We start from the raw sequence: 25,223 nt of genomic DNA on the forward strand, positions 1-25,223 counted from the left end.
GCCAACCCATGCCAGAACTCCTCAGCGAACATGCCTGTTTCGGCGGTGTCCAGCGTTTCTACCGTGTCGATTCGGCCGCCATCGGCCTGCCGATGCGCTTTTCCGTCTACCTGCCGCCCGGCGCCGAAGGCAAGCGCCTGCCGGTGCTGTTCTATCTCGCCGGCCTCACCTGTACCGAAGAGACCTTCATGATCAAGGCCGGCGCGCAGCGCGTGGCGGCGCAGGAAGGCCTGATCCTGGTCGCGCCCGACACCAGCCCGCGCGGCGCCGGCGTGCCCGGCGAAACCGACAGCTGGGACTTCGGCGTGGGCGCCGGCTTCTACGTCGACGCCACCGAGCCGCAGTGGTCGCGCCACTACCGCATGCACAGCCACATCCTGGAACTGCGCGAGCTGGTGCTGGCCACGCTGCCGGCCGACCCGGCGCGGGTCGGCATCTTCGGCCACTCGATGGGCGGGCACGGCGCGCTGACGATGGCGCTGCGTCATCCCGGCCTGTTCCGCTCGGTATCGGCCTTTGCGCCGATCGCCGCGCCGACCCGCTGCCCCTGGGGCCAGAAGGCCTTCGGCGGCTACCTGGGGAGCGACCAGGCGGCGTGGCGGCAGTACGACGCAACCGAGCTGATGAGCGCAATGGACACCGCCCCCTTCCCCGGCGGGATCCTGATCGACCAGGGCCTGGCCGACAAATTCCTGGCCGAGCAGCTGTACCCGGAAGCCTTCGAGGAAGCCTGCGCGCGCGCCGGCCAGCCGCTGACCCTGCGCCGCCATGCCGGCTACGACCACGGCTATTACTTCATCTCGAGCTTCGTCGAAGACCACCTGCGCTTTCATCGCAGGCTGCTCGGGTAGGCCCGCCGATGCGGCGGGCGGGCAGTGTTCCCACTGCCTGCACGGCCAGCTTGAAAACCGCCCCTCTCCATACTATAAAGACATTGCCGGCACTCGCCGGACAATGTCGACTTTCATGCATGGAGGCCATCATGAATCTCATCAGGAGAGGTACTACCCCACTCCCGGCCTACCGTCCGGGTTCCGTCGAGGACCAGTTCGGACGAATGGTCGAGAGCATGTTCCAGGACTTCCTTGCTCCGCTCGCCCAAGGCGGGCAATGGGCCGGCGAAGGCGCCGCGACGCCGCGCCTGGATGTCAGCGAAACCGAGAAGACCTACGAAATCCAGGCCGAACTCCCCGGCGTGAACAAGGAGGACGTCAAGGTCTCGGTGGACGGCCAGCGCATCACCATCGAAGCGGAATGCCGCTCGGCAAACGAACGCCGCGACGGTGAAACCGTGGTGTATGCTGAACGTACCGCACGCAGGTTCATGCGCAGCTTTGCCCTGCCCACCGAGGTCGACGACGGTGCGGCACAGGCGCGGCTCGAGAACGGCGTTCTGCAGCTGAGCCTGCCGAAAAAGCAGGGCACTGAAGCACGCCGCCTGACCATCCAGTAAGCGTCCGCCGGCGCTTTCCGTGGTCCGCGTTCCGCGTTGCGGCGCCCTGCCGCGGCGCGGCGCGGCCGTTTTTACGTTCGCTGTTCCACGTTTCGCCGTTCTTCGTTCGATGCGCTTCGCCATGCCCGACACCGAAGGCTACAAGGACCGCAAGCACGCCGGCCGCCAGCTGGCCCGCAGCCTGGCCCACTACGCTGGCCAGCCCGACCTGATCGTGCTGGGCCTGCCGCGCGGCGGCGTGCCGGTTGCCTTCGAGGTGGCCGAGGCCCTCGGGGCCGAGCTCGATGTGCTGCTGGTGCGCAAGCTGGGCCTGCCCGGCAAGGAGGAATACGCGATCGGCGCGATCGGCAGCGGCGGCGTACGCGTGCTGCAGCCGGGCGTGCCCGGACTGATGGGCCTGACGCAGGAGCAGGTCGACCGGATCGCCGCGCGCGAACTGGCCGAACTCGAACGGCGCGACCGCCTGTACCGGGGCGGCCGGCCACCGCCGCGGCTCGAAGGGCGTTGCGCGATCCTGGTCGACGACGGCATCGCGACCGGCGCCAGCATGCTGGCCGCGGTCCGGGTGGCGAGCCGGCAGCGGGTGGCGCGGCTGGTGGTCGCGGCGCCGGTGGGCGCGCCCGACACCGTCGCGCGGCTCGCGCAGGAAGCCGACGAAGTCGTCTGCCCGCTGGCCCCGCCCCGCTTCCATGCGGTCGGCCAGTTCTACCGCACGTTCGGGCAGACGGATGATGAAGAAGTGCAGGACCTGCTGGCACAGGCATGGGCGAAGCCCGCCGCGGGCCAAGGCTGACGGCAGGGCAACCAGGACAACCGAAAGGAGCGGACATGAAACCAATTCCAACCGAAACGGCAACCGATGTGGGCAGCGTGGGTAAATGGCTGGGCGCGGCAGCGGCAGGGGCGCTGCTGATGTACCTGCTCGACCCGGAACGCGGCTCCGCCCGCCGTTCGCGCGCAGCGTCCGCCCTGCGCAGCGCCGGCGCCCGCACCGGGGCCACGGTCGACAGCGCCCTGCACAACGCCGGCGACCGGCTGGCCGGCCTGAAGGACAGCGCCGCCGGCGCGCTCTCGCGCGGCGCCGGCCGCCTGCAGTCGCAGGCCGCCCCGATGCTGGAACGCGCTCGCCACGGGGTGCAGGAAGCCACGCAGCGCATCGAGGACAGCGCCAGCCGCGCCCGGGATAGCGCCAGGTACGGCGCCAGGGAAACCGCCAAGGCCTACGACAAGGCCCATGACAACGGGCGCAACAGCTACGACGCCGGCAGCGATCGCCTGGCGGCACGCCACAACAGCTACCAGTCCGATCGCGACTACGACAGCGCGCGCGAACGCGGCGGCCTGGCAGGCTGGCTGCGCGGCCTCGGCGGTGGCAGCCGCGACGAGCGCACGCTTGCGGCCGCGCCGCATCCGGCCCTGCTGGGCGGCGGCATGCTGGGCCTGCTCAGCCTGATGCGGCGCTCGCCGGGCGGCCTGCTGGTCGGCCTGGCCGGCCTGGCCCTGCTGCTGCAGGGCACGCGCGACAAGACCTACCGCGTATCGGACAACATGCGTGACAGCATGCGAGGCCACTTGCGCGACACCGGGCCGCAGGCGAAGCATGCCGGTGAAAGCGAGCAGGCGCCCTACCTCCCCCAGGGCGAACAGTCCGGCAGCCGCTACCTGCACTAACCCGATCGGCTGCACCATGGCTACCGTCACCGACCGCGAGGTCGCCGCCCTGCGCGGCGCGGCCCATCCGCTCACGGGCAGCGCGGCCGACTACGACCCGCTGCTCGAACTCGTCGGCGATGCCCGTTTCGTGCTGCTCGGCGAAGCCACCCACGGCAGCGCCGAGTTCTACGAAGAGCGCGCCCGCATCACGCAACGCCTGATCGAGGAAAAAGGTTTCACCGCGGTGGCCGTCGAAGCCGACTGGCCGGATGCCCGGCGCGTCAACCGCTACGTGCGCGGCGAAGGCGGCGATCCGGACGGCCGCGCGGCGCTGTCCGGCTTCGCGCGTTTCCCGGCCTGGATGTGGCGCAACACCTCGGTGCTGGACTTCGTCGAGTGGCTGCGCAAGCACAACGACGCCGCCGGCGCCGGCGGCCACCCCGGCAAGGCCGGCTTCTACGGGCTCGACCTGTACAGCCTGTTCACCTCGATCCAGGAAGTGCTGCGCTACCTGGACCAGGTCGACCCGGTGGCGGCCCAGGAAACGCGCCGCCGCTATGCCTGCTTCGACCACTACGGCGAAGACAGCCAGCATTACGGCTACGCCGCCAGCATCGGCATGTCCGAGTCCTGCCAGCAAGGGGTGCAGGCGGCGCTGCAAGACCTGCAGCAGCGCGCCTTCGACTACATGCAGGCCGAAGGCGCCGGCGGGGCCGCTCCCGAAGATGCATTCTTCTACGCCCAGCAGAATGCCCGATTGGTGAAGAACGCGGAGGAATACTACCGCACCATGTTCCGGGGCCGCATCTCGTCCTGGAACCTGCGCGACAGCCACATGGCCGAGACGCTCGACGCGCTGGCCCGCCACCTGTCGCGCGAGGGCAAGCCGGCCAGGATCGTCGTCTGGGAGCACAACTCGCACGTCGGCGACGCGCGCGCCACCGAGATCGGGCGCCAGGGCGAATGGAACGTGGGCGAGCTGGCGCGCAAGGCCTACGGACCGGACGCCTGCCTGATCGGCTTTTCCACCTACCACGGCCGGGTGACCGCCGCCTCGGAGTGGGACGGCCCGGCCGAGCACAAGCACGTGCGTCCCGGCATGCCCGGCAGCTACGAACACCTGCTGCACAGCGTCGGCATCGAACGCTTCTTCCTGCCGCTGCGCGATCCCGGCCCGGCGCGCGACCTGCTGATGGACGAACGGCTGGAGCGGGCCATCGGCGTGCTCTACCTGCCGCGCAGCGAGCGGCACAGCCATTATTTCATGGCCCAGCTGCCGCGCCAGTTCGACGCGCTGATCCACATCGACCGCACCAGCGCCGTCACGCCACTCGACGCGACCAGCGGCTGGCATTCGAGCGAACCGCCGGAAACCTATCCGCAGGGGCTCTAGGCGCTTTCATGGGGCGCGGCCTGGCGGCGGCGCCGCCTCAAACCTCGAAGAAGGCGTAGCCGTCCCGGCCCTTCCCTTTCGCGGCATACAGCGCGCTGTCGGCCGCCGCCAACAGCTGTTCCTGGGCCTGGCGCGGCTGCGACAGCGCCACCCCGACGCTGGTGGACACCGCTACCTGTCCAGCGCTGGTGCGGAACGGCACGCGCATGCTGTCCACGATCTTTTCGGCGATGTGCTCGGCTTCGGCGCGGGTGCCGATTTCTTCGAGGATAACCACGAATTCGTCGCCCGACAGCCGCGCCGGGGTATCGGTGGCGCGCACGCCCGCAGTCAGGCGGCGCGCGAACTCCTTGAGCACCTCGTCCCCGACGCCGTGGCCATGGGTGTCGTTGATCTTCTTGAAGTGATCGATGTCGAGGTAGGCCAGGGCCAGCGGCCTGCCGCTGCGCCGGGCACGGTCGAGCGCATGGTGCAGCGCCTCGCCGAACATGCGGCGGTTGGCGATGCCGGTCAGGGTATCGACCCGCGCCAGCTGCAGCAGCTGTTCCTCGACTTCCTTCACATGGGTCATGTCGTGCACCAGCGAATACAGGCCCGCCACGCTGCCGTCGGGCTGGTGGTCGGGAATGTAGGTCGCCTGCAGGATGCGCGGCTCGCCGCGCACGGGCAGCCGCACTTCGTGCGTGACCGACTGGCCGCCGAAGGCCTGTTCGAGCTGCGGGTAGATGCCGGCGACCGTTTCCGCGCCCAGTACCCGGGCCACCGGCATGCCCACCAGCTGGTCGGGGGTGACGCCGAACCATTTTTCGTAGGTCGCGTTGCCGAAACGGAAACGGTGCTCGCGGTCGATGTAGGAGATCAGCACCGGCAGGTTATCGGTGATCAGGCGCAGGCGCTTCTCGCTGGCGGCGCGCTCGTGCTCGGCCCGCTCGCGCTCGGCCATCAGCGCATGGAAGGCGCGCCCCAGCGCGCCGATCTCGTCGCGGCGCCCGGTGCGCAACACCTCGATGTCGGCGCCGTCCTCGCGGATCGCCGCCACGTTGTCGCGCAGGTCCTGCAGCGGCGAAAGCAGCCTGAACACCAGCCCCCAGGACAGCAGGCCGGCCGCCAGCGCCAGGCCGCCGGCGCTGAAGAAGGCGTTCTCGCGCATCGCGTCCATCGGCGCGAACGCTTCCGCGCTCGGGTAGCGCGCCGCCATGATCCATCCGGTGCTGCGCAGGCGCTTGTAGGCATAGATCGAATCGGTGCCGTCCTTGCTGCGGGTTTCCAGCCAGCCTTCGAAGCCGGCCAGGGCGCGATCGGTGCCCTCGTTCACGCCCGTGGTGCTGCCGACGTGCTGGAACATGCGCGACTCCTCGGGGTGATCGATGATGACGCCGTCGGCCGTCATCAGGAACAGGTAGCCTGTCTTGCCGGGCTTGAGGGTGGCGATCTGGCGCAGGAAGCCCGAGCGCCCCAGGTCGACGCTGCCGGTCAGGACCGCGGCCACCCTGCCCGCCTCGTCCAGCACCGGAGCGCTGAAGACCACGATGTGCTTGCCGGTAAGGCGGCTGCGGATCGGCCGCGAGATCACGCCCTTGTGCGTCTCGAGCACCCGTTCGAAATAATCGGTGCCGCGCGCATTCAGCGTGGTCGGCCCGGGCAGCTCGCGCAGCGACATCTGCATCTCGCCGTTGGCGTCGAACACGACCAGGTTCAGTTCCTCGTCGCTGCCCCACAGGCGGATCCGGTCGGCCAGGAAGGGACGCAGTCCGGCCCAGTCGGTGCGCAGCCGCGGCGGGATGCTGGCGGCCAGCGCTTCGATCTGCCCCAGGCGCCCGGCCAGGCGGTCGTCCAGGAAGGACGCCGCTCCCGACAGGGCGGTGTATTGCTGGTCACCGATCACGGCCTTCATGCCGCGTTCGGCAACCGACAGCGTCGACAGCGTTACCAGCAGGGTCGCGGCAAATACCAGCACGGCAGCAACCGAGGCCAGCCGCAGTTTCAGGTTCGCAGAACTCAGGCGTGGGCCTGTTTGGGTCATGTATGTCACGGGACTCATCAGCAGAATGACAAAGTATTACATAATCCCGGTAGCCAAACCGTTTCGTTCCGCAAAACAAGCGTCAATATTGTTGAGGCCGGTCGATTCGATTAGCATGGCGGATTCACCGCATGCGGCACTTCTTCCGCCATCAACGAGGCCTTCATGACTCAATATACGCTGCACATCAACGGCAAGGCGCAGGCCGTGGACGTCGAACCCGACACCCCGCTGCTGTGGGCCCTGCGCGACAGTCTCGGCCTGGTCGGCACCAAGTATGGCTGCGGCCTCGGCCAGTGCGGCGCCTGCACCGTGCACATCGACGGCGTGCCGGCGCGCGCCTGCCTGACGCCGGTCGCGAGCCTCGGCAAGCAGAAGATCACCACCATCGAAGGCCTGGACCCGCAAGCGCGGCACCCGCTGCAGCTGGCCTGGCAGGAGCTCGACGTGCCGCAGTGCGGCTACTGCCAGTCCGGCCAGATCATGAGCGCCTGCCACCTGCTCGCGCAGCATCCGAACCCGACCGACGCCCAGATCGATGCGGCGATGGCCGGCAACCTGTGCCGCTGCGCCACCTACACCCGCATCCGCGCCGGCATCCACCGCGCGGCCGCGCTTGCCGCCGCGCCTGCCGCCACCGGAAAGGGCAAGAAATGAAGGCACTGAGCACCACGCCGGCCTCGCCGTCGCGCCGCAACTTCCTGCGCAGCAGCGCCGTCGGCGGCGCCTTCATGCTCGGCATGTCGGCCGAGGGCGCACTGGCGGCCGCCGCGCGCGCGGCGACTGCCCCGGATTTCACCCCGAACGCCTTCATTCGCATCGGCCGCGACGGCCGCGTGACGCTGATTTCGAAGCAGCCCGAGATCGGCCAGGGCATCAAGACCTCGCTGCCGATGGTGATCGCGGAACAGCTCGACGTCGCGTGGAAAGACGTACGCATCGTCCAGGGCGACCTCGACACCGCGCTGTACGGGCCGCAAGGCGCCGGCGGCTCGACCTCGACCCCGACCAACTACGAGAACTTCCACCGCCTGGGCGCCACCGCGCGCGCGATGCTGGTGCAGGCCGCGGCCGGCGCCTGGGGCGTGCCGGCCGCGCAGTGCGCCACCGAAGGCGGGGCCGTGCTGCACCTCCCCACCAAACGCCGGATGGGCTACGGCGCGCTGGTGGAGGCCGCCGCCAGGCTGCCGCTGCCGGATGCGACGAGCGTGGTGCTGAAAGATCCGGCGAGCTACAAACTGCTCGGCACCCGCATCGGCGGCGTCGACAACGCCGCCATCGTCAGCGGCAAGCCGCTGTTCGGCATCGACGTGCGCCTGCCCGGCATGCTGTACGCCGTGTATGCCAAGTGCCCGGTCTTCGGCGGCAAGCCGCTCCAGGCCAACCTGGACGCGATCAAGGCCATGCCGGGCGTAAAGGATGCCTTCATCGTCGAAGGCACGTCCAACCTGAACGGCCTGCGCCCGGGCGTGGCGATCGTCGCCACCTCGACCTGGGCCGCGCTGCGCGCGCGCCGCGAACTGCAGGTGGTGTGGGACGAAGGCGAAGGCGCCGGGCACAGCTGGGCCGACTTCACGGCCCAGGCGCAGGCGGCGTCGAAGCGGGCCGGGGCAGCCACCGTGCGCAAGGACGGCGACGTGCCGGCGGCGCTCGGCAAGGCCGCCAAGGTAGTCGAAGCCGCCTACAGCTACCCCTTCATCTCGCATGCCAGCATGGAGCCGCAGAACTGCACCGCCTGGTTCAAGGAAGACGGCGCGCTCGAACTGTGGGCGCCGACCCAGAACCCGGGCTCCGGCCAGGCCCTGGTGACCAGCACCTTCGGCATCCCGAAGGAGAAGATCCAGCTGCACATCATCCGCAGCGGCGGCGGCTTCGGCCGGCGCCTGAGCTCGGACTTCATCGTCGAGGCCACCGCCATCGCGAAGCAGGTGGCGGCCCCGGTGAAGCTGACCTGGACCCGCGAAGACGACCTGCAGCACGACCACTTCCGCCCGGGCGGCTTCCACTTCCTGCGCGGCGGGGTCGACGCCGGCGGCAAGGCAATCGCCTGGCACAACCACTTCGTCACCTTCGCCAACCGCGTCGAGCGCGAGGGCAAGAGCGTGCTGCAGCCGGGCAGCGGCGGCAACCTTTCCAGCGACGAGTTCCCCGGCCGCTGGCTGGAGAACTGCCTGTTCGAGCAGACCATGCTGGAAACCCGCGTGCCGATGGGCCCCTGGCGGGCGCCGGGCAGCTGCGTGTTCTCCTGGGTGCTGCACAGCTTCATCGACGAGCTGGCGCATGCCGGCGGCCGCGACCCGCTGGAATTCCGTCTCGAGCTGCTCGGCAACAAGGACCTGATGGCCGCCAGCGTCGAGCGCGGCCAGCCCTACGACGTCAAGCGCATGCGCCATGTGCTGGTCGAGGTGGCGCAGCGCGCCGGCTGGGGCAAGAAGACATTCCCGCGCGGCCAGGGCCAGGGCATCGCCTTCCACTTCAGCCACCGCGGCTATGTGGCGCAGGTGGCCGAGGTGACGGTGTCGCGCGAGGGCAAGCTGAAGGTGGACCGGGTGGTGGTGGCGGCCGACGTCGGTGCGCAGATCGTCAACCTGTCGGGCGCGGAAAACCAGGTGGAAGGTTCGGTGATCGACGCCCTGTCGACCATGATGTTCCCGGAGCTGGACATCCAGAACGGTCGCATCGTGCAGAGCAACTTCCACGATTACCAGCTGCTGCGCATGCCGGACGCGCCGACCCGGATCGAGACCCATTTCATCAAGACCGACAACCCGGTGACCGGCCTGGGCGAACCGGCTCTGCCGCCGCTGGCGCCGGCCGTCTGCAATGCGATCTTTGCCGCGACCGGCAAGCGGGTGCGCCAGCTACCGCTGAGCAAGACCGACCTCAGCTGGAGCTGAGGCGGACGGCGGGCGGCGCGGGCCGCCCGTTTTTTCAGCGGTGCGCCGGATCGTTGTCCTTGGCGCCGTAGTATTCGAGGATGGACGCGGCCTTGTCCAGCCGCGATTCGTCGGCGGTGACGGTGATGACGCAGCTGCTGATCTCCAGGCCCGGCGAGTACACGTCCTTGTAGTCGGTGCCGCCCTTCACCGCCGGCGAATCGCCCACCGTGAAATTGGCTTCGGCAGGCCCGGCTTCGTCGCCGGTATGGCTGATCTCGATCCCGTCGCGGTCGAAGCCCGCGTCCAGCAGCGCCTGGCGGGCACGCTCGGCTTCCTCGACCTTGTCCATCACGCGTACGATCTGCTTGTTCATGCTGCCTCCAAGGATTGCTCTCGGAGCCACCGTACCAGAAATGCGCCGGGGCTGGCGCTCATGCGGCGCAGCATGCAGCGCACCTGCCGCGGTACGGGAAATGGGCGGCCGGCGCCGGACCGGCGCGCCCCACGCTTCCTTACTTGGCGATCAGCACCGGCTCGTCGAAGCCCAGCTCCTTCATCCGCGGCAGTTGCGTCTTCGCGTCGCCCACCACCAGCCACACCATCTTCGACGGGTCCAGGTACTTCTGCGACAGGGCCTGGACCTGCGGCAGCGTCATCGACTGCACGATGCGCTCGCGCTCCTTGAGGTAATCGGCGCGCCAGCCGTACTTGCTCATGTTGTCGAGCATGGCCAGCTTGGCGCTCGCGGTCTCGAAGGCGCGCGCATTGCTCTTGACCAGGAAGTTCCTGGTCGTTTCCAGGTCGGCTGCCGAATAGCTGGCCGGATAGTCCTGCAGGATCTGCTTCACCAGCTGGGCGGACTCGAGCGTGACGTTGCTGCGCACGCCACTGGCGATCACGAAGGGCCCGGCGCTCTTGCTGCCGCCGAAGCTCGAGTTGATGCCGTAGGTGTAGCCCTTGCCTTCACGCAGTTGCTGGGTCAGGCGCGAGGCGAAGCCGCCGCCGCCCAGGATGTAGTTGCTCACGGTGGCCGGGTAATAGTCCGGATCGGTCACCGCCAGCGCGCGGTAGCCAACCTGCAGCACCGATTGCTTGGCGTCGGGGACGTCCACGAAATACACCTTGGCCGGCGCCGAAGCGGCTGCGCTTGCGACGGCGGGTAAGGCGACCGGTTTGGCCTTCCATTCGCGGCCGAGTGCGGCCAGCGAGCGTGTCACCGTCGCCTTCGGCAGGGCGCCGACGACGTGCATGCGCGCCACCGAGGGCGACAGGTTGGCCTGGTAGTAGGCCTTCAGGTCCTCGATCGTGATCGCGTTGACGCTGTCGGCGGTGCCGAGGATGTTGCGCGAACGGGGATCGTCCTTTCCGTAGATAAGCTTGGCAAAGTTGCGGCTGGCCAGTGCATTCGGCTCGGCATCCTGCTGGCGGATCTGGCTCAGGACGCTTTGCTTGATGAGAGCGAATTCCTTGTCGTCCCAGCGCGGCGCCAGCAGGATTTCCTGCACCAGGTCCAGGGTCGGCTGGAAGTTGCGGGCCAGCGTATTCACGCTGACGCGCACCTCTTCGGTACGCGCCGAGACATTGATGGTCGCGCCCAGCTGCTGGATCGCTTCTTCCAGTTCCTGCGGGGTCTTGTTCGCCGTTCCCTGGGTCAGCATGCGCGCCATCAGGTTGGCCACGCCCACCTTGTCGGCCTGGTCGAGCAGCAGGCCGCCGTCGATGGCGATGTCGAACTGCACCAGCGGCACTTCGCGGTTTTCGATGCCGACCACGCGCATGCCGTTGGCCAGCCGTGTGTCCCACACCTGCGGCACCTTCACCGCCGGCGCCGGACCGTAAGCGGGTTCCTTGCTGCGGTCGAAGCTGGACGGGGTGCGCGCGTACTCCGCATTCTTGCTCGGATCCACCGCAGCCTCGGCGCCCTGCACCACTTTTTCCTCGACGACGTCGGCCTTGCCCGAACCGCTCAGTGCCAGCGCCAGCTTGCCCTTGGGTACGAAACTGGTCGCTACATAAGGCTTGCCCTTGATGTAGGTGTCGTACACGCGGCGTACGTCGGCGGTGCTGACCGCCAGCGTCTTCTTGATGCCTTCGGCCACATAGCCGGGGTTGCCCGTCAGATAGTTATATTCCGCCAGCAGCGCGGATTTGCCGAGCACACTGGACACCGAGTTGTAGAAACGGGTCTCGAGGCCGGCCTTGATCCGGTTCAGGTCGCGCTCCGAGATGCCTTCTTTTTCGAACTTGGCGAAAGCCTTGTCGACTTCGAGCGCCACCTCGTCGAGGCGCTTGTTCTCGAAGGCGCGCACGCGCAGCATGAACTGGCCCGCGATCTCGGAACTCTGGTTGCCCATCTGGACGCCCGGGGCCACCTTGCTGTCTTCCACCAGCACCTGGTAGAAGGGCGCGCGCTTGGTCTGTGACAGGTATTCGCCCAGCACTTCCAGTGCATACGAGTCCGGATGCAGGTCCTCGACGGTCGGCCAGGCCATGGTCAGCTCGGGCAACTTGGCAAAATTGTCCTCGTGGGCCAGCTTGACGGTTTCCTTCAGTATGCCCGGGCGCTTGGCAATCGGCGCGATCGGCGCGCCGCGCTTGATCTCGGAGAAGTACTTCTCGACCCACTTGCGGGCCTGCACCGGGTCGAAGTCGCCCGCCAGCACCAGGGTCACGTTGTTCGGCACGTACCACAGGCGGAAGAATTCCTTGACGTCATCCAAGGTCGCGTTCTGCAGGTCGTCCAGCGAACCGATGACCTGCCAGTTATACGGATGGTCGGCCGGGTACAGGGCCTTGTTGATCACGTAGCGGGTGTGGCCGTAGGGCGCGTTGTCCACACCCTGGCGCTTTTCGTTCTTGACGACCTGCTTTTCCTTGGCCAGCACCGGATCGGTGACGGTATTGATGAACCAGCCGAGCTTGTCCGCCTCGGCCCAGATCATCTTTTCCAGTGCATCCTTGGGAACCGTCTGCAGGTAGTTGGTGCGGTCCTGCGAGGTCGAGCCGTTGGCGCCCGAGCCGCCGATGCGCGCCGTCATCTTGTCGAGGCCACCCTTGCCCAGGTTTTCCGATTCCAGGAACAGCAAGTGTTCGAACAGGTGGGCAAAGCCGGTGCGCCCGGCCTTTTCGCGGGCCGAGCCGACGTGCGCCGTCAGGTTCACGGCCACCACCGGATCGGAGCGGTCGATGTGGAAGATCACCTCGAGCCCGTTCGGCAGCGTGAACTTCTGGTAGTCCACCTTCAGCTGGGCCTTCGGCGCCGCGGCGACGGGCTTGGCGGCATGGGCCGGGACCAGCGAGGTCGACGTGAAACAGGCGGCCAGCAACAGGGGCAAGGGAGACATCTTCATGCAATCGGGTCCTTACAATAGACGGAAGGTGGTGCGGACCTGGTAGGCCGCACCGCAAGCTGCCGATGGTATTGCAATTCACCAATTGCTACAACGAAAAAGCAGCACGCGCTCCCTCACCCGTGCCGTGCGGCGGGCGCCCTTATCGTCCGATGCCGATGCCGATGCCCAGGCCGCTGCGTCCGCCGCTGCCCCATCCGCCGAAAATCGAGGTCGAGACGCCGCCCCGCCGGCTGTCGTTCTCGGTGGCCAGCTTGACCACGCAGTTGCGCCACGGATCCGAATTCATCGCATAGCCCAGCTGCGAGCATGCCGGGCCGAATTCGGCCATCATGCGTTCCATTTCGGCGAGCTGCGTTTGTGCCCGTTCCTGAGGGGTGGCACAGCCGAGCAAGCAACAGACGCCGGCTGCCGTCAATAATAAAGCGCGCATAGCGGTTCTCCTTTCAAGCAAGGCCTGACCGGCCACAAGGACCATGGAAGGATCATACCGCTCAATCGGGCCCGCCGACACGCCGCGACATCACCTGTGTTTGTAGGAATCCTGCGTGCCGACCCCAGGTGTCTAGTCCGGTATCACGGCCGTGACTTCGATCTCGACCCGTGCCCGCTCCTCCATCAGGGCCGCCACCTGCACCGCGCTCATCGCAGGGTAGTTGCGTCCGATCACATCGCGGTAGGCGGCGCCGAGCGCGGCGCCCGCCTCCAGATATTCGCGCCGGTCGAGCACGTACCAGGTCATGCGCACGATGTGCTCCGGCCCCGCCCCCGCTTCGCGCAACACGGCCAGCACGTTGTCGAGCGCCTGGCGCGCCTGGCCGACGAAGTCGTCGGTATGGAAGCGGCCCTCGGCATCCCAGCCGATCATGCCGCTGACGTAGACCTGGCGGCCGCGCACGGCGATGCCGTTCGCATAGCCTTTCGGGCGCACCCAGCCCGGCGGTTGCAGGATGTCCATTAATTTCCTTCCAGGTTGAGCAGTTCGCGCGCGATGATGAGCAGCTGGACCTCGCTCGCGCCCTCGTAGATGCGCAGCGCGCGGATTTCGCGGTACAGGGTTTCGACGGTCTCGCCGCTGACCACGCCTTGCCCGCCGAACATCTGCAGCGCCGCGTCGATGACCTGCTGCGCGGTCTCGGTCGCGCTCAGCTTGGCCATCGCCGCTTCCTTCGTCACGCGTTTTCCGGCGTCGCGCAGCCAGGCCGCGCGGTAGGTCAGCAGCGCGCCGGCGTCGATGCCGGTCGCCATCTGCGCCAGCTTGGCCTGGGTGATCTGGAAGTCGGCCAGGGTCTTGCCGAACATGGCCCGCGTGCGTGCGCGCCGCAAGGCCTCGTCAAGGGCCCGGCGCGCGAAGCCGATGCTGGCCGCCGCCACCGAGGTGCGGAACACGTCGAGCGTGGCCATGGCCACCTTGAAGCCCTGCCCTTCCTCGCCGATGCGGTTGGCCAGCGGCACGCGGCAGCCGTCGAAACGCAGGCGCGCCAGCGGGTGCGGCGCGATCACCTCGATGCGCTCGGCGATCTGCAGGCCGGGCGCACCGGCTTCGACGATGAAGGCCGAGATGCCCTTCGAACCACGTCCACCCTCGCCGCCGTCCCCGGTGCGGGCGAACACGACGTAGAAGTCGGCGATGCCGCCGTTGGAGATCCAGGTCTTCTCGCCGTCGAGCACATACCCGTCGCCGTCCTGGCGGGCGGCGCACTGCATTGCGGCGACGTCGGAACCGGCCTGTGGCTCGGACAGGGCGAAGGCGGCGATCGCTTCGCCGGCCGCCACCCGCGGCAGCCAGGCCTGCTGCTGCGCCGCGCTGCCGAACAGCGAGATCGCTCCGCTCCCCAGGCCCTGCATCGCAAAAGCGAAATCGGCCAGGCCGACATGCCGCGCCAGGGTCTCGCGGATCAGGCAGATGGCGCGGGTGTCGATCGCCCGGCCGGCGCCGCCGACGGCGTGCCGCAGCCAGCCGCCGCTGCCGAGCGCTTTCACCAGCGCGCGGCAGGCGGCATCCACGTCCTTGCCATGCGCCTGGTGCAGGTGGCCGGCGGCCCAGGCGTCGAGTTCCAGCGCCAGCGCGCGGTGGCGCGGCTCCAGGAAGGGCCAGTCGAGGTAGTCGCGGTCCGCCATCTCAGTCTCCTTCGAAGCGCGGCGTCTCCTTCGCCACGAAGGCGTGGTAGGCGCGGTGGAAGTCGTTGGTGGCCATGCAGATTGCCTGGGCCTGGGCTTCGGCCTCGATGGCTTCGTCCACGCCCATGTTCCATTCCTGCTGCAACATCTTCTTGGTCATGCCGTGGGCGAAAGTGGGCCCATACGCGAGGCTTGCCGCGAAGGCCTGGGCCTCGCCCAGTACCGTCGCGGGTTCGCACAGGCGGTTGAAGAAGCCCCAGCGCTCCGCCTCGTCGCCCTTCATTGCACGCCCGGTGTAGAGCAGCTCGGCCGCCCTGCCCTGGCCGATCACGCGCGGCAGCAGCGCGCAGGCGCCCATGTCGCAGCCGGCCAGGCCGACCCGGGTGAACAGGAAGGCGGTCTTGCTGCGCGCGGTGCCGTAGCGGATGTCGGAAGACAGCGCCAGGATCGCCCCGGCGCCGGCGCACACCCCGTCCACGCAGGCGACGATCGGCTGCGGGCAGGCGCGCATGGCCTTGACCAGGTCGCCGGTCATGCGGGTGAAGGCCAGCAGGCCCGGCATGTCGAGCTGGGTGAGCGGCCCGATGATCTCGTGGACGTCGCCGCCCGAGCAGAAGTTCTCGCCGGCGCCGGCGATGACCACGGCCTTGACGTCGTCCGCGTAACTCAGCGCGCGGAACAGGTCGCGCAGCTCGGCGTAGGAGTCGAAGGTGAGCGGATTCTTGCGTTCCGGACGGTTGAGGAGGATGGTCGCCACCCGGTCCTGCACGGTGTACTGGAAATGGGTGGGCTGGTAGCCGGCAAGGCTGGCGCGGCTGCCCGGTAGCCGGTGCGCCTGGCCCGGTAGATAGTGCATGCGATGACTCCTGAAGTGGATGATTCAGCCTTCGAGCAGGCGCGCCGCCAGCTGCTGCGGACTCAAGCCCGCGCCGGCCGCCTGCAGTTGGCGCTCGCGTTCGAGGTTGCGTTCCAGCTGCAGCTTGCCCGGGCGGTACTGGCGCGGCCAGCTGGCCGCGGTGTAGCCGATGCGCGCGGCCTCGAGCAGGGTCCAAACCGGATTGGCCAGGTGCGGCCGGGCCACCGCGCACAGGTCGGCGCGGCCGGCCGAAACGATGCCGTTCACATGGTCGGCCTCGTAGATCGCGCCGACCGCGATGGTCGGGATGCCGGCCTCGTTACGGATGCGGTCGGCGAACGGGGTCTGGAACATGCGCCCGTACACCGGCTTCTCTTCCTTGCTGACCTGGCCCGACGAGCAGTCGATCATGTCCGCGCCAAGCGCCTTGAACAGGCGCGCGATCGCCACCGCGTCGTCGGGCGTGATGCCGCCCTCGACCCAGTCGTGGGCGGACAGGCGCACGCTGATCGGCTTGTCCTGGGGCCAGGCGGCGCGGATCGCGGCAAACACCTCGAGTGGATAGCGGCAGCGGTTTTCCAGGCTGCCGCCGTAGGCATCCTGGCGGCAGTTGGTGAGCGGCGAGATGAAGCTCGACAGCAGGTAGCCGTGGGCGCAATGCAGTTCCAGCCAGTCGAAGCCGGCGTCATGCGCCGCCTGCGTGGCGCGCACGAACTCGCGCTTGATGCGTTCCAGGTCGTCCATCGTCGCTTCGCGCGCCAGCTGCGATACGCCTTGCAGGTACTGCTGGGCCGATGCCGAGACCAGCGGCCAGTTGCCGTCGGCCAGCGGCAGGTCGATGCCGTCCCACATCGGCCGGGTCGAGCCCTTGGCGCCGGCGTGGCCCAGCTGCACGCCAATTTTCGCATCGCTGTTGGCGTGCACGAAGTCGACGATGCGCTTCCAGGCCGCCGTATGTTCCGGCCGGTACAGTCCCGGACAGCCGGGCGTGATGCGGGCGTCGGCCTCCACGCAGGTCATCTCGGCCATGACCAGGGCGGCGCCGCCCAGCGCGCGGGCGCCGAGGTGGGCCAGGTGGAAGTCGCCCACCGTGCCCTCCACGGCCGAGTATTGCGCCATCGGCGAGACGATCACGCGGTTCTTCAGCAGCACGCCGCGCACTTTGTAGGGCGTGAACATCGGCGGCGTGAAGCCGGCGGGCGCCGGCACGCCGGCCTGGGCGGCTGCGCGCGCCGCGAACCAGCGCTCGAAACCCGTGACGTAGTCCGGGTCGCGCAGGCGCAGGTTCTCGTGCGACAGGCGCTGGCTGCGCGTCAGCAGCGAGTACGCGAACTGCTCGGCCTCCATCGCCGTATACCGTTGCACGTTCTCGAACCATTCCATCGAATTGCGCGCCGCGCTCTGCAGCTTGAGCACCTCGACCCGGCGCGCCTCCTCGTAGGCGGCCAGGGCCTGCTCCAGCGGCCGCGCGGGGTCGTCCAGGCAGCGCGCCAGCTCGATGGCGTCTTCCAGCGCCAGCTTGGTGCCGGAACCGATCGAGAAGTGGGCCGTGTGGGCGGCGTCGCCCATCAGGACCACCGGAACTCGGCGGCCGTCGGGCTGGTCGTCGACCTCGAGCACGTGGACCCAGCGGCGGCAGGCGATGCGCGGAAAGCGGATCCACATGCTGGAGCCGCGCAGGTGGGCCGCGTTGGCCATCAGAGGATGGCCGTCGAGGTAGCGCGCGAACAGGCGCTCGCAGAAGGCCAGCGCTTCTTCCTGGCTCATGGCTTCCAGGCCGGCGGCCTGCCAGGTTTCCTCCGGCGTCTCGACGATGAAGGTCGAGGTATCGCCGTCGTACTGGTAGGCGTGGGCCTGGAACCAGCCATGCGCGGTTTCTTCGAAAGCGAAGGTGAAGGCCTCGAACTTCTTGCGCGTGCCGAGCCAGACGAAGCGGCAATGGCGGCGTTCGACCTCGGGTTCGAATACCTGCGCATGGCGGTTGCATACGGCGCTGTTGACGCCGTCGCAGGCCACCACCAGGTCGGCCCGGTAGCGGCGGGCCAGCTCGGCGTCGTCGCGCACCTCGTGTTCGAACTCCAGGCGCACGCCCAGTGCGGCGCCGCGCTCCTGCAGGATGTTCAGCAGGCGCTTGCGGCCGATGCCGCAGAAGCCGTGGCCGCCGGAAGTGATCGTGCGGCCCTTGAAGTGGACGTCGATATCGTCCCAGTGATTGAAGGACTGCAGGATGGCGCGCGCGCTTTCCTCGTCTGCGGCGGCCAGGTTGCCGAGGGTCTGGTCGGAAAACACCACGCCCCAGCCGAAAGTGTCGGTGGCCCGGTTGCGCTCGACGACGGTCACGGTATGCTCCGGGTGGCGCTTCTTGGTCAAGAGTCCGAAATACAGGCCGGCCGGACCGCCGCCCACGCACACGATGTTCATTCCCGCTCCCAGTCCGCTGTTGCGGCGATATGTTGCCGACATCTTACATGGGCAGATGCTTTAAGTGTCAAGTAATAATGGACGACGCATGCGTCCATACGGTCTGTCCCAGGGTTTTAGTACAATAGAGAAATGCCTGCACCACGTCGGTGCAGGCCAACCGCGAGTACGCCGATGCCGATGAACCCCTTGCTCCAGCGTCTACGCCTGAACAGCCTGCGCAGCCGCCTGATGCTGCTGGTGGCGCTGGCGATCACCCCGATCGCCGTCATGACGGTGCTGGGCGGCGTGCGCGAGCGTGAAGCGGCGATCCGCGCCTCCGAGGAAAACCTGCAGCGCCTGACCAACCTGGCCGCCGCCAACGAGGCCCAGTCGCTCGAGCGCGCGCGCCAGATCCTGGTCGACCTGGTGAGCGTGCCCGACCTGATGGGCCCGTCCGACCGCTGCAACGCCCTGCTGGCCGATGTGCTGGACCGTAACGACGGCTACGTCAACTTCGGCCTGATCCGCCTCGACGGCGAGGTCACCTGCAGCGCGGTGCCCATGCTGCACCCGGTGAACCTGGGCGACCGCCGCCACTTCCGGCGCGCCATCGCCGAGCGCCGCTTCATCGCCGGCGACTACGTGTTCGGTCGCGTGATCCGCCGCCACACCATCAACCTCACCTACCCGGTCACCGACCGCGCCGGCCGCGTGGTGGCGGTGGTGTTCTCGGCCATGGACCTGGCCGGCCTCGACACCTTCGTCAACGACATCAACCTGCCGCACGGCTCGATGCTCGAGACCGCCGATGCGAACGGCCTCCTGATCTCGCGCCGGCCCGATCCGGAGCGCTGGTTCGGCAAGAAGATCAGCCCGGCCCTGCTGGCCGCCATGCGCGATCCGGCCCAGCATCCGGTGCTGATGCGCGGCGAGGACGGCATCGAGCGCCTGCATGCCTTCGCGCGCGTGGGCGGCCCGTCGCTGTCGGAGTACACGGTGACGATCGGGGTGCCGCTCGAAACCATCACGGCGGCGGCGCGCGAGGCCCAGATGATGTCGCTGCTGGGCCTGGCCATCACCACTGCCCTGGCGCTGCTGGCGGCCTGGCTGGCCGGCGACATCCTGATCGTGCAGCGCGTGCGCAAGCTGATGGACACCGCGCGCCGCATCGCCGCCGGCGAACTGCAGGCGCGTTCCGGCATCAGCTACGGCAACGAGGAAATCGGCCGCCTGGCATCGGCCCTGGACGAGATGGCGGCCGCGCTGCAGGCCAAGGAAGCGGCGCGCAGCCAGGCCGAACGCGAACTGCGCGCGGCCGACCAGCGCAAGGACGAGTTCCTGGCGATGCTGGCCCACGAATTGCGCAATCCGCTGGCGCCGATCAGCACCGGCGCCCACCTGCTCAAGCTGCTGCACTCGGACAATGCCCAGATCACCCAGACCTGCGCCATCATCGCGCGCCAGGTCGAGCACATGACCAGCCTGGTGGACGACCTGCTGGACGTGTCGCGCGTGACCCGCGGCCTGGTCTCGATCTCGACCTCGGTGCTCGACCTGCGCAAGGTGGTGGACGACGCCGCCGAGCAGATCCGCCCGCTGATCACGACGCGCCGCCACAAGGTGGTACTCGACCTGCCCGCCACGCCGGCCCAGGTCAAGGGCGACCACAAGCGCCTGGTGCAGGTGGTGGCCAACCTGCTCGGCAATGCCACCAAGTACACGCCCGAGGGCGGCCACATCCAGCTGAGCCTGAGCGAGGATGCCGACGCCGACTGCTACGTGCTGAGCGTGGCCGACGACGGCATCGGCATGGACGCGGCGCTGGTGGACCGGGTGTTCGACCTGTTCACCCAGGCCGAACGCACGCCCGACCGTTCGCAGGGCGGCCTCGGCCTGGGTCTGGCGCTGGCCCGCAGCCTGGTCGAGCTGCACGGCGGCAGTGTCAGCGCCGCCAGCCCGGGCCCGGGCAAGGGCAGCACCTTTACCGTCCGCCTGCCGCGTTACGAACAGGAGACCGAATCGCAGGTCGCCGAAGCGGTGCGCCACGCCGCCACCGCGCATGCGCCGCTGCGCGTGCTGGTGGTGGACGACAACCTCGACGCCGCCCATACCCTCGAACTGTTCCTGCAGGCCGCCGGGCACCGGGTCCAGATCGCCTACAACGCGCTCGACGCCCTCGAGCTGGCGAAGGTGTTCGCGCCCCAGGTCTGCCTGCTCGACATCGGCCTGCCCGACATGGACGGCAACGAACTGGCGCGCCGCCTGCGCCGCCTGCCGCAGACCGCCGGCGCCGTGCTGGTCGCCGCCACCGGCTACGGCCGCCAGCAGGACCGCGAGTCCGCCCGCGAGGCCGGCTTCGACCACTACATGGTCAAGCCGGTCAATACGCTGCAGCTGAGCGAGCTGCTGGCCCAGGAAGGCGCCACGCCCGGCGCCCGCTAGCCGGCCGGCCGGGCGCCATGTTGGGCGACGCCGCCGCCGGCCGGTGGCATATCATCGGGCTTTGCACGGGAGAGGACGCGCATGGGTGAAGTCGGAGTAGTGCTGGCCATGCTGCTGGCGGTGGTGGCGAGCGGCTACATCGTTCGCCTGCTGCCGCTCGCCCTGCCCCTGCCGCTGGTGCAGATCGGACTCGGCGTGCTGATCGCCGGCATGGGCTGGCATCCGGTGCGGCTCGATCCGCATACCTTCTTCATCCTGTTCCTGCCGCCGCTGCTGTTCCTGGACGGCTGGCGCATCCCCAAGGTCGGGCTGTTCCGCGACAAGGGCGTGATCCTCCAGCTGGCGCTCGGCCTGGTGCTGTTCACGGTCGCCGGCGCCGGCTTCCTGATCCACTGGCTGGCGCCGGAACTGCCGCTGGCGGTGTCCTTCGCCCTGGCCGCCATCCTGGCGCCGACCGACCCGGTGGCGGTCGGCTCGATCGCGGCGCGGGTGCCGATCCCGCCGCGCCTGATGCACATCCTCGAAGGAGAATCGCTGCTCAACGACGCCAGCGGCCTGGTGTGCTTCCGCTTCGCGGTGGCGGCCGCGCTGACTGGCACGTTCTCGCTGTCGAGCGCCGCCCTCACCTTCCTGTGGGTGGCGCTGGCCGGCATCGCTACCGGCGTCCTGCTCACGCTGGCGCTCAGCGGCGCACAACGCCTGCTGGGCAAGCGCTTCGGCGAAGAGCCCGGGGCCTCGATCCTGCTCAACGTCCTGCTGCCCTTCGGCGCCTACATGGTCGCGGAACGGCTGCAAGGGTCGGGCATCCTGGCCGCGGTGGCCGCCGGCATCACCATGAGCTATGTGGAGCTCAGCGGGCGCGCGCTGGCCACCACGCGGGTGCGCCGCAATGTGGTCTGGGACACCATGCAATTCGCACTGAACGGCGTGATGTTCGTGCTGCTGGGCGAGCAGCTGCCCGACATTGTCCGGGCCGCGCTGGCCGGTCCCGACCTGCCGGCGCCGCGTGCCGTCTGGTGGCTGGCCGGCACCGCACTGGCGATCAGCTTCGGCCTGATCCTGCTGCGCCTGCTGTGGGTGTGGGTCTCGCTGCAGCTGGCCAGGGTGGCGGCGCGGCGCCATGGGCGCGAAGGCATCATGCCGAGAAAGCGCCTGATCCTTGCCACCTCGCTGGCCGGCGTGCGCGGCGCCATCACCCTGGCGGGCATCCTGACACTGCCGCTGGCGCTGCCCGGCGGCGCGCCCTTCCCAGGCCGCGAGCTGGCGGTGTTCCTGGCCAGCGCCGTCATCGTGATCTCGCTGGTGGTGGCCAGCATCGGGCTGCCGCGTCTGCTGCGCGGCCTGGAGCTGCCTCCCGAAACCACCCTCGTTGCCGAGGAAGACCGGGCCCGCCAGGCGGCCGCGCTGGCCGCGCTCGGCGCCATCGACAGCGCCGGCCATCCGGCAACGTTCGACGAGAAGGATGCCGACATCCATGCCAGCGCCGCCGAGCAGGTGCGCGGGCTGTACCAGCACCGCCTGGGCGGCGGATCGGGCGACAGCACCCATCCGGCGCGGGTGCGCGTCGCCGAAGAAGCCGAGCGCCATTACCGGCTGGCGGCGCTGGGAGCCGAGCGCGATGTGCTGCTGCAGATGGCGCGCAGGGGCGAGCTGTCCGACGAGATCGCGCGCCGCCTGGTGCAGGAGATCGACCTGGTCGAGGCGCGCTACCGCTCCCGGGCCAGGCACTAGCGGAGAACGCGCATTACCTAAGTGAGCTCCCGAACGGTGCCCGCGCCCGGTTCGGCGTAGGATCGGGCCGACCAGACCACAGGGAAGCCCCATCATGCACAGCGAAGACCATGGTTCCGCCGAGCAGCCGCTCAGTGACCCGCCCGTAGCCGCCAAGGCCGCCGGACTGCGTTACGTCCATGACGACCGCCCCGGCATCCGGCGCGAAAAGCTGGGAGACGGCCTGCGCTACCTCGACGCGTCCGGCGACCCGGTCACCGACGAAGCCACCCTGGCGCGCATCAAGTCGCTGGCGATCCCGCCGGCCTGGACCGAAGTGTGGATCTGCCCGCAAGCCAACGGCCACCTGCAGGCAACCGGCCGCGACGCCCGCGGCCGCAAGCAATATCGCTATCACCCGAAGTGGCGCGCCGTGCGCGACGAAGCGAAATACGAACGCATGCTGAATTTCGGCCAGGCCCTCCCGGGCATCCGCAAGGAGGTCGACCGCGCCCTGTCGCTGCCCGGACTGCCGCGCGAAAAGGCCCTGGCCACCATCGTCTACCTGCTCGAAGCGACCATGATGCGTGTCGGTAACGAGGAATACGCCCGCACCAACAAGTCCTTCGGCCTGACCACACTGCGCAATCGCCACGTGAAAATCGACGGCAGCGACGTCGAGTTCCGCTTTCGCGGCAAGAGCGGGGTGTACCACAAGGTGCAGGTGCACGACCGCCGGCTGGCGCGCATCATCCGCCGCTCGCGCGACCTGCCGGGCCAGGAACTGTTCCAGTACGTGGACGACGCGGGCGACACCCACAGCATCGACTCGAGCGACGTCAACGACTACCTGCGGGCAATCACCGGCGAAGACTACACCGCCAAGGATTTCCGCACCTGGTCGGGCACCGTGCTGGCCGCGCTGGCCCTGCAGGAGTTCGAGAAATTCGATTCCGAAGCCCAGGCCAAGAAGAACATCGTGCGCGCGATCGAATCGGTGGCCGAAAAGCTGGGCAACACGCCCTCGGTCTGCCGCAAGTGCTACGTGCACCCGGTGGTACTCGACGCCTACCTCGACGGCACGGTACTGGAGGTGCTGCGCGAGCGCACCGAACAGGAACTGCTTGACGACCTGCACGCCCTGCAGCCGGAAGAAGCCGCGGTGCTGGCCATGCTGCAGCAGCGCCTGCGCCACGAACAAGAAGCCGAACAGAAGCGCGAGCAGGAACGCCGCCGGGCCGCCGCCGCCAAATCGAAGGGACCCGCACAAGGTCGCCCCAGGAAAACCGCACGCGCGCCGCGCAAGCCGGCGCCCGCACCATCCATGAGAGGAGCAGCATGAGCACACGTCTGGACACAAGCACATCGCCGTCCTGGACCATCGAACAGGTGGCCGCTTTCGAGCACCAGGTCACCGGCGTCTCGGTCTCGGAGGACAATCGCCTTTTCGTCAACTTCCCGCGCTGGACCGAGGACACTGCCGTGTCGGTGGCCGAAGTGGGCAAGGACGGCGCGCTGCGCCCCTACCCCGACGACCAATGGAACGCCTGGCGCAACGCCCGCAAGGACGAACTGCCGCCCGAGCGGCACTGGATCTGCGTGCAGAGCATCGTCGCCGACGGCCGCGGCAGCCTGTGGGTGCTGGATCCGGCCGCGCCGGCCCAGGCCCACCTGGTCGCGGGCGGCGCCAAGCTGGTGCAGGTCGACCTGGCCAGCGACAAGGTGGTGCGCAGCATCGCCTTCGACGAACAGGCCGCGCCGCAGGGTTCCTACCTGAACGACGTGCGCTTCTCGCAGGACGGCAAGCATGCCTTCATCACCGATTCGGGTGTGGTCGGCGCCATCCTGGTGGTCGACCTGGACCAGGGCAAGGCCGTGCGCCTGCTCGACGGCCACCCCTCCACCCAGATGAAGAAGGGCCTGAACGTCAAGGCCGACGGCAAGGAGCTGCGCCGGCCGGACGGGCGCGGCGTCGAGTTCTCGGCCGACGGCATCGCTTTGTCCGACGACGGCAAGTGGCTGTACTGGCAGGCCATCAAGGGCGACACCCTGTACCGCATCGCCACCGCCACCCTGCTGGGCAAGGGACTGCAGGGGCAGGACGTCGGCGCCGAGGTCGAGGACTACGGCAAGAACGGCGTGTCGGACGGCCTGTTGATCCCGCGCGGCACCAACAAGATGCTGCTCAGCGCCGTGGAGGACGATGCCGTCAAGCTGCGCGACCTCGACGCCGGCCCCGAGGGGCAGCCCGAGGTGCTGGTGCAGGACGCGCGCCTGCGCTGGCCCGACACCTTCACCCAGGGCCCGGACGGCACGGTCTTCGTCACCACCTCGCACATCCAGGATTCGGCTTTCTTCAAGCCGGATGCGCCGCCGGCGCTGCCGACCCAGCTGTGGAAGCTGGCCGGCGGGCAGTTCTAGGCTGCCCCCCCTGGCTGCCGGCGCTTACCTGATGTAGTAGCCGGACACCTTCCAGCTGCCGTCTGCCTCGCGCATCGGGGTGACGGTCTCGACACCCGGTTTGGCGGCGAATTCGGTTCGGTACTGGATCACGACGTAGTCGCCCTCCGGCGCCCCCGGCAGCTTGCGGGTGTACTGCGCCGCCACCAGCACGCGCGCCTTTACCGCCCCGTAGGGCGCGCGCGCGGCGCGCAGGGCCTGGGCCCAGCCCTGCTCGGTCACCGCGGAGCGAAACAGGGCCGCGCCCTGGCGCCAGCTGTCGGCATATGCTCCCGCGTCGGCCAGGGCCAGCCAGGATTCGGCCGCCTTGACCGCGGCCTGCGTGGTGGCCTGCGTGGCGACCGGGGCGTCCTGCGCGGCGGCAGGCTGGACGAGAACGACGGCGGACAGCAGGACGGCAGGGGCAAATCGCATGGGGTCTCCCGGTATGGACGTGATCGGACTGTCCAGCATACCGGAAGCGAAGCGCGACTTTGTCGC

At 68.8% G+C, this 25,223-nt stretch carries 20 protein-coding genes; 11 read left to right on the forward strand and 9 right to left on the reverse strand.

Features of this window, described 5'->3' with window-relative positions; all coding sequences use genetic code 11:
• The first annotated feature begins 8 nt into the window (after positions 1 to 8).
• The 5 genes from fghA (at position 9) to AB3347_RS19175 (ending at position 4,499) form a co-directional block, all read left to right on the forward strand.
• Entirely contained in the window at positions 9 to 851 is an 843-nt protein-coding gene (gene fghA / locus AB3347_RS19155; protein WP_369093301.1) for an S-formylglutathione hydrolase, read from the forward strand.
• A 131-nt stretch (positions 852 to 982) separates the two neighbouring features.
• A complete protein-coding gene (locus tag AB3347_RS19160; RefSeq protein ID WP_369093302.1) occupies positions 983 to 1,453 on the forward strand; it encodes an Hsp20/alpha crystallin family protein in 471 nt (156 codons plus the stop codon).
• Positions 1,454 to 1,574: 121 nt separating this feature from the next.
• Entirely contained in the window at positions 1,575 to 2,246 is a 672-nt protein-coding gene (locus AB3347_RS19165) for a phosphoribosyltransferase (protein ID WP_369093303.1), read from the forward strand.
• A 35-nt stretch (positions 2,247 to 2,281) separates the two neighbouring features.
• On the forward strand, positions 2,282 to 3,124 hold the full coding sequence (locus tag AB3347_RS19170; RefSeq protein WP_369093304.1) for a hypothetical protein: 843 nt from the start codon (positions 2,282 to 2,284) through the stop codon (positions 3,122 to 3,124).
• Positions 3,125 to 3,140: 16 nt separating this feature from the next.
• Positions 3,141 to 4,499 carry an erythromycin esterase family protein gene (locus tag AB3347_RS19175; protein WP_369093305.1) on the forward strand — a complete coding sequence of 453 codons (1,359 nt, stop codon included), beginning with the start codon at positions 3,141 to 3,143 and terminating at the stop codon, positions 4,497 to 4,499.
• 37 nt (positions 4,500 to 4,536) lie between these two features.
• On the opposite strand, the gene AB3347_RS19180 is transcribed toward AB3347_RS19175, so the two are convergent.
• Positions 4,537 to 6,522 (reverse strand): diguanylate cyclase, encoded by a 1,986-nt coding sequence (locus AB3347_RS19180; RefSeq protein ID WP_369093306.1) that lies wholly within the window; start codon positions 6,520 to 6,522, stop codon positions 4,537 to 4,539.
• 165 nt (positions 6,523 to 6,687) lie between these two features.
• Between AB3347_RS19180 and AB3347_RS19185 the strand changes: the two genes are divergently transcribed.
• Complete coding sequence (locus AB3347_RS19185; protein ID WP_369093307.1) at positions 6,688 to 7,179, forward strand: (2Fe-2S)-binding protein; 492 nt, start codon at positions 6,688 to 6,690, stop codon at positions 7,177 to 7,179.
• Positions 7,176 to 9,419, forward strand: a complete 2,244-nt coding sequence (locus tag AB3347_RS19190; protein WP_369093308.1) for a molybdopterin cofactor-binding domain-containing protein — start codon at positions 7,176 to 7,178, stop codon at positions 9,417 to 9,419. Before AB3347_RS19185 ends, AB3347_RS19190 begins: the two co-directional genes overlap by 4 nt.
• Before the next feature lie 34 nt (positions 9,420 to 9,453).
• On the opposite strand, the gene AB3347_RS19195 is transcribed toward AB3347_RS19190, so the two are convergent.
• The 7 genes from AB3347_RS19195 to AB3347_RS19225 all read right to left on the reverse strand — a co-directional run bounded on the left by AB3347_RS19195 (position 9,454) and on the right by AB3347_RS19225 (position 18,149).
• A complete protein-coding gene (locus AB3347_RS19195) occupies positions 9,454 to 9,774 on the reverse strand; it encodes a hypothetical protein (RefSeq protein ID WP_369093309.1) in 321 nt (106 codons plus the stop codon).
• Positions 9,775 to 9,913: 139 nt separating this feature from the next.
• Positions 9,914 to 12,751 carry a M16 family metallopeptidase gene (locus AB3347_RS19200; protein ID WP_369093310.1) on the reverse strand — a complete coding sequence of 946 codons (2,838 nt, stop codon included), beginning with the start codon at positions 12,749 to 12,751 and terminating at the stop codon, positions 9,914 to 9,916.
• Between the two features lie 142 nt (positions 12,752 to 12,893).
• Positions 12,894 to 13,094, reverse strand: a complete 201-nt coding sequence (locus AB3347_RS19205) for a hypothetical protein (protein ID WP_369093311.1) — start codon at positions 13,092 to 13,094, stop codon at positions 12,894 to 12,896.
• Positions 13,095 to 13,316: 222 nt separating this feature from the next.
• The gene (locus AB3347_RS19210; protein ID WP_369093312.1) at positions 13,317 to 13,709 is read right to left on the reverse strand and encodes a RidA family protein; all 393 of its coding nucleotides are present in this window, start codon (positions 13,707 to 13,709) and stop codon (positions 13,317 to 13,319) included.
• Entirely contained in the window at positions 13,709 to 14,872 is a 1,164-nt protein-coding gene (locus AB3347_RS19215; RefSeq protein ID WP_369093313.1) for an acyl-CoA dehydrogenase family protein, read from the reverse strand. Before AB3347_RS19215 ends, AB3347_RS19210 begins: the two co-directional genes overlap by 1 nt.
• Position 14,873: 1 nt before the next feature.
• A complete protein-coding gene (locus AB3347_RS19220) occupies positions 14,874 to 15,728 on the reverse strand; it encodes an enoyl-CoA hydratase family protein (protein ID WP_369093314.1) in 855 nt (284 codons plus the stop codon).
• A 24-nt stretch (positions 15,729 to 15,752) separates the two neighbouring features.
• A complete protein-coding gene (locus tag AB3347_RS19225) occupies positions 15,753 to 18,149 on the reverse strand; it encodes a bifunctional salicylyl-CoA 5-hydroxylase/oxidoreductase (protein WP_369093315.1) in 2,397 nt (798 codons plus the stop codon).
• Between the two features lie 180 nt (positions 18,150 to 18,329).
• Between AB3347_RS19225 and AB3347_RS19230 the strand changes: the two genes are divergently transcribed.
• The 4 genes from AB3347_RS19230 (at position 18,330) to AB3347_RS19245 (ending at position 24,704) form a co-directional block, all read left to right on the forward strand.
• The gene (locus AB3347_RS19230; protein ID WP_369093316.1) at positions 18,330 to 20,573 is read left to right on the forward strand and encodes an ATP-binding protein; all 2,244 of its coding nucleotides are present in this window, start codon (positions 18,330 to 18,332) and stop codon (positions 20,571 to 20,573) included.
• A gap of 81 nt (positions 20,574 to 20,654) precedes the next feature.
• Entirely contained in the window at positions 20,655 to 22,304 is a 1,650-nt protein-coding gene (locus AB3347_RS19235) for a Na+/H+ antiporter (RefSeq protein WP_369093317.1), read from the forward strand.
• Between the two features lie 94 nt (positions 22,305 to 22,398).
• Positions 22,399 to 23,625: a DNA topoisomerase IB gene (locus tag AB3347_RS19240; RefSeq protein WP_369093318.1), complete on the forward strand. Its 1,227-nt coding sequence runs from the start codon at positions 22,399 to 22,401 to the stop codon at positions 23,623 to 23,625.
• Complete coding sequence (locus AB3347_RS19245) at positions 23,622 to 24,704, forward strand: L-dopachrome tautomerase-related protein (protein WP_369093319.1); 1,083 nt, start codon at positions 23,622 to 23,624, stop codon at positions 24,702 to 24,704. The genes AB3347_RS19240 and AB3347_RS19245 overlap by 4 nt, the downstream gene beginning before the upstream one ends.
• A gap of 24 nt (positions 24,705 to 24,728) precedes the next feature.
• On the opposite strand, the gene AB3347_RS19250 is transcribed toward AB3347_RS19245, so the two are convergent.
• Positions 24,729 to 25,157, reverse strand: a complete 429-nt coding sequence (locus tag AB3347_RS19250) for a DUF4019 domain-containing protein (RefSeq protein ID WP_369093320.1) — start codon at positions 25,155 to 25,157, stop codon at positions 24,729 to 24,731.
• Positions 25,158 to 25,223 lie beyond the last annotated feature (66 nt).

It is taken from the genome of Massilia sp. X63 (assembly GCF_041023745.1).
Lineage (GTDB): Bacteria > Pseudomonadota > Gammaproteobacteria > Burkholderiales > Burkholderiaceae_D > Telluria.

Bases quoted from the DNA above. Each gene is read 5' to 3' on its own strand.
- fghA (WP_369093301.1), top strand. From the start codon at position 9: ATGCCAGAACTCCTCAGCGAACATGCCTGTTTCGGCGGTGTCCAGCGT.
- AB3347_RS19160 (WP_369093302.1), top strand. From the start codon at position 983: ATGAATCTCATCAGGAGAGGTACTACCCCACTCCCGGCCTACCGTCCG.
- AB3347_RS19165 (WP_369093303.1), top strand. From the start codon at position 1,575: ATGCCCGACACCGAAGGCTACAAGGACCGCAAGCACGCCGGCCGCCAG.
- AB3347_RS19170 (WP_369093304.1), top strand. From the start codon at position 2,282: ATGAAACCAATTCCAACCGAAACGGCAACCGATGTGGGCAGCGTGGGT.
- AB3347_RS19175 (WP_369093305.1), top strand. From the start codon at position 3,141: ATGGCTACCGTCACCGACCGCGAGGTCGCCGCCCTGCGCGGCGCGGCC.
- AB3347_RS19180 (WP_369093306.1), bottom strand. From the start codon at position 6,522: ATGACCCAAACAGGCCCACGCCTGAGTTCTGCGAACCTGAAACTGCGG.
- AB3347_RS19185 (WP_369093307.1), top strand. From the start codon at position 6,688: ATGACTCAATATACGCTGCACATCAACGGCAAGGCGCAGGCCGTGGAC.
- AB3347_RS19190 (WP_369093308.1), top strand. From the start codon at position 7,176: ATGAAGGCACTGAGCACCACGCCGGCCTCGCCGTCGCGCCGCAACTTC.
- AB3347_RS19195 (WP_369093309.1), bottom strand. From the start codon at position 9,774: ATGAACAAGCAGATCGTACGCGTGATGGACAAGGTCGAGGAAGCCGAG.
- AB3347_RS19200 (WP_369093310.1), bottom strand. From the start codon at position 12,751: ATGAAGATGTCTCCCTTGCCCCTGTTGCTGGCCGCCTGTTTCACGTCG.
- AB3347_RS19205 (WP_369093311.1), bottom strand. From the start codon at position 13,094: ATGGAACGCATGATGGCCGAATTCGGCCCGGCATGCTCGCAGCTGGGC.
- AB3347_RS19210 (WP_369093312.1), bottom strand. From the start codon at position 13,709: ATGGACATCCTGCAACCGCCGGGCTGGGTGCGCCCGAAAGGCTATGCG.
- AB3347_RS19215 (WP_369093313.1), bottom strand. From the start codon at position 14,872: ATGGCGGACCGCGACTACCTCGACTGGCCCTTCCTGGAGCCGCGCCAC.
- AB3347_RS19220 (WP_369093314.1), bottom strand. From the start codon at position 15,728: ATGCACTATCTACCGGGCCAGGCGCACCGGCTACCGGGCAGCCGCGCC.
- AB3347_RS19225 (WP_369093315.1), bottom strand. From the start codon at position 18,149: ATGAACATCGTGTGCGTGGGCGGCGGTCCGGCCGGCCTGTATTTCGGA.
- AB3347_RS19230 (WP_369093316.1), top strand. From the start codon at position 18,330: ATGAACCCCTTGCTCCAGCGTCTACGCCTGAACAGCCTGCGCAGCCGC.
- AB3347_RS19235 (WP_369093317.1), top strand. From the start codon at position 20,655: ATGGGTGAAGTCGGAGTAGTGCTGGCCATGCTGCTGGCGGTGGTGGCG.
- AB3347_RS19240 (WP_369093318.1), top strand. From the start codon at position 22,399: ATGCACAGCGAAGACCATGGTTCCGCCGAGCAGCCGCTCAGTGACCCG.
- AB3347_RS19245 (WP_369093319.1), top strand. From the start codon at position 23,622: ATGAGCACACGTCTGGACACAAGCACATCGCCGTCCTGGACCATCGAA.
- AB3347_RS19250 (WP_369093320.1), bottom strand. From the start codon at position 25,157: ATGCGATTTGCCCCTGCCGTCCTGCTGTCCGCCGTCGTTCTCGTCCAG.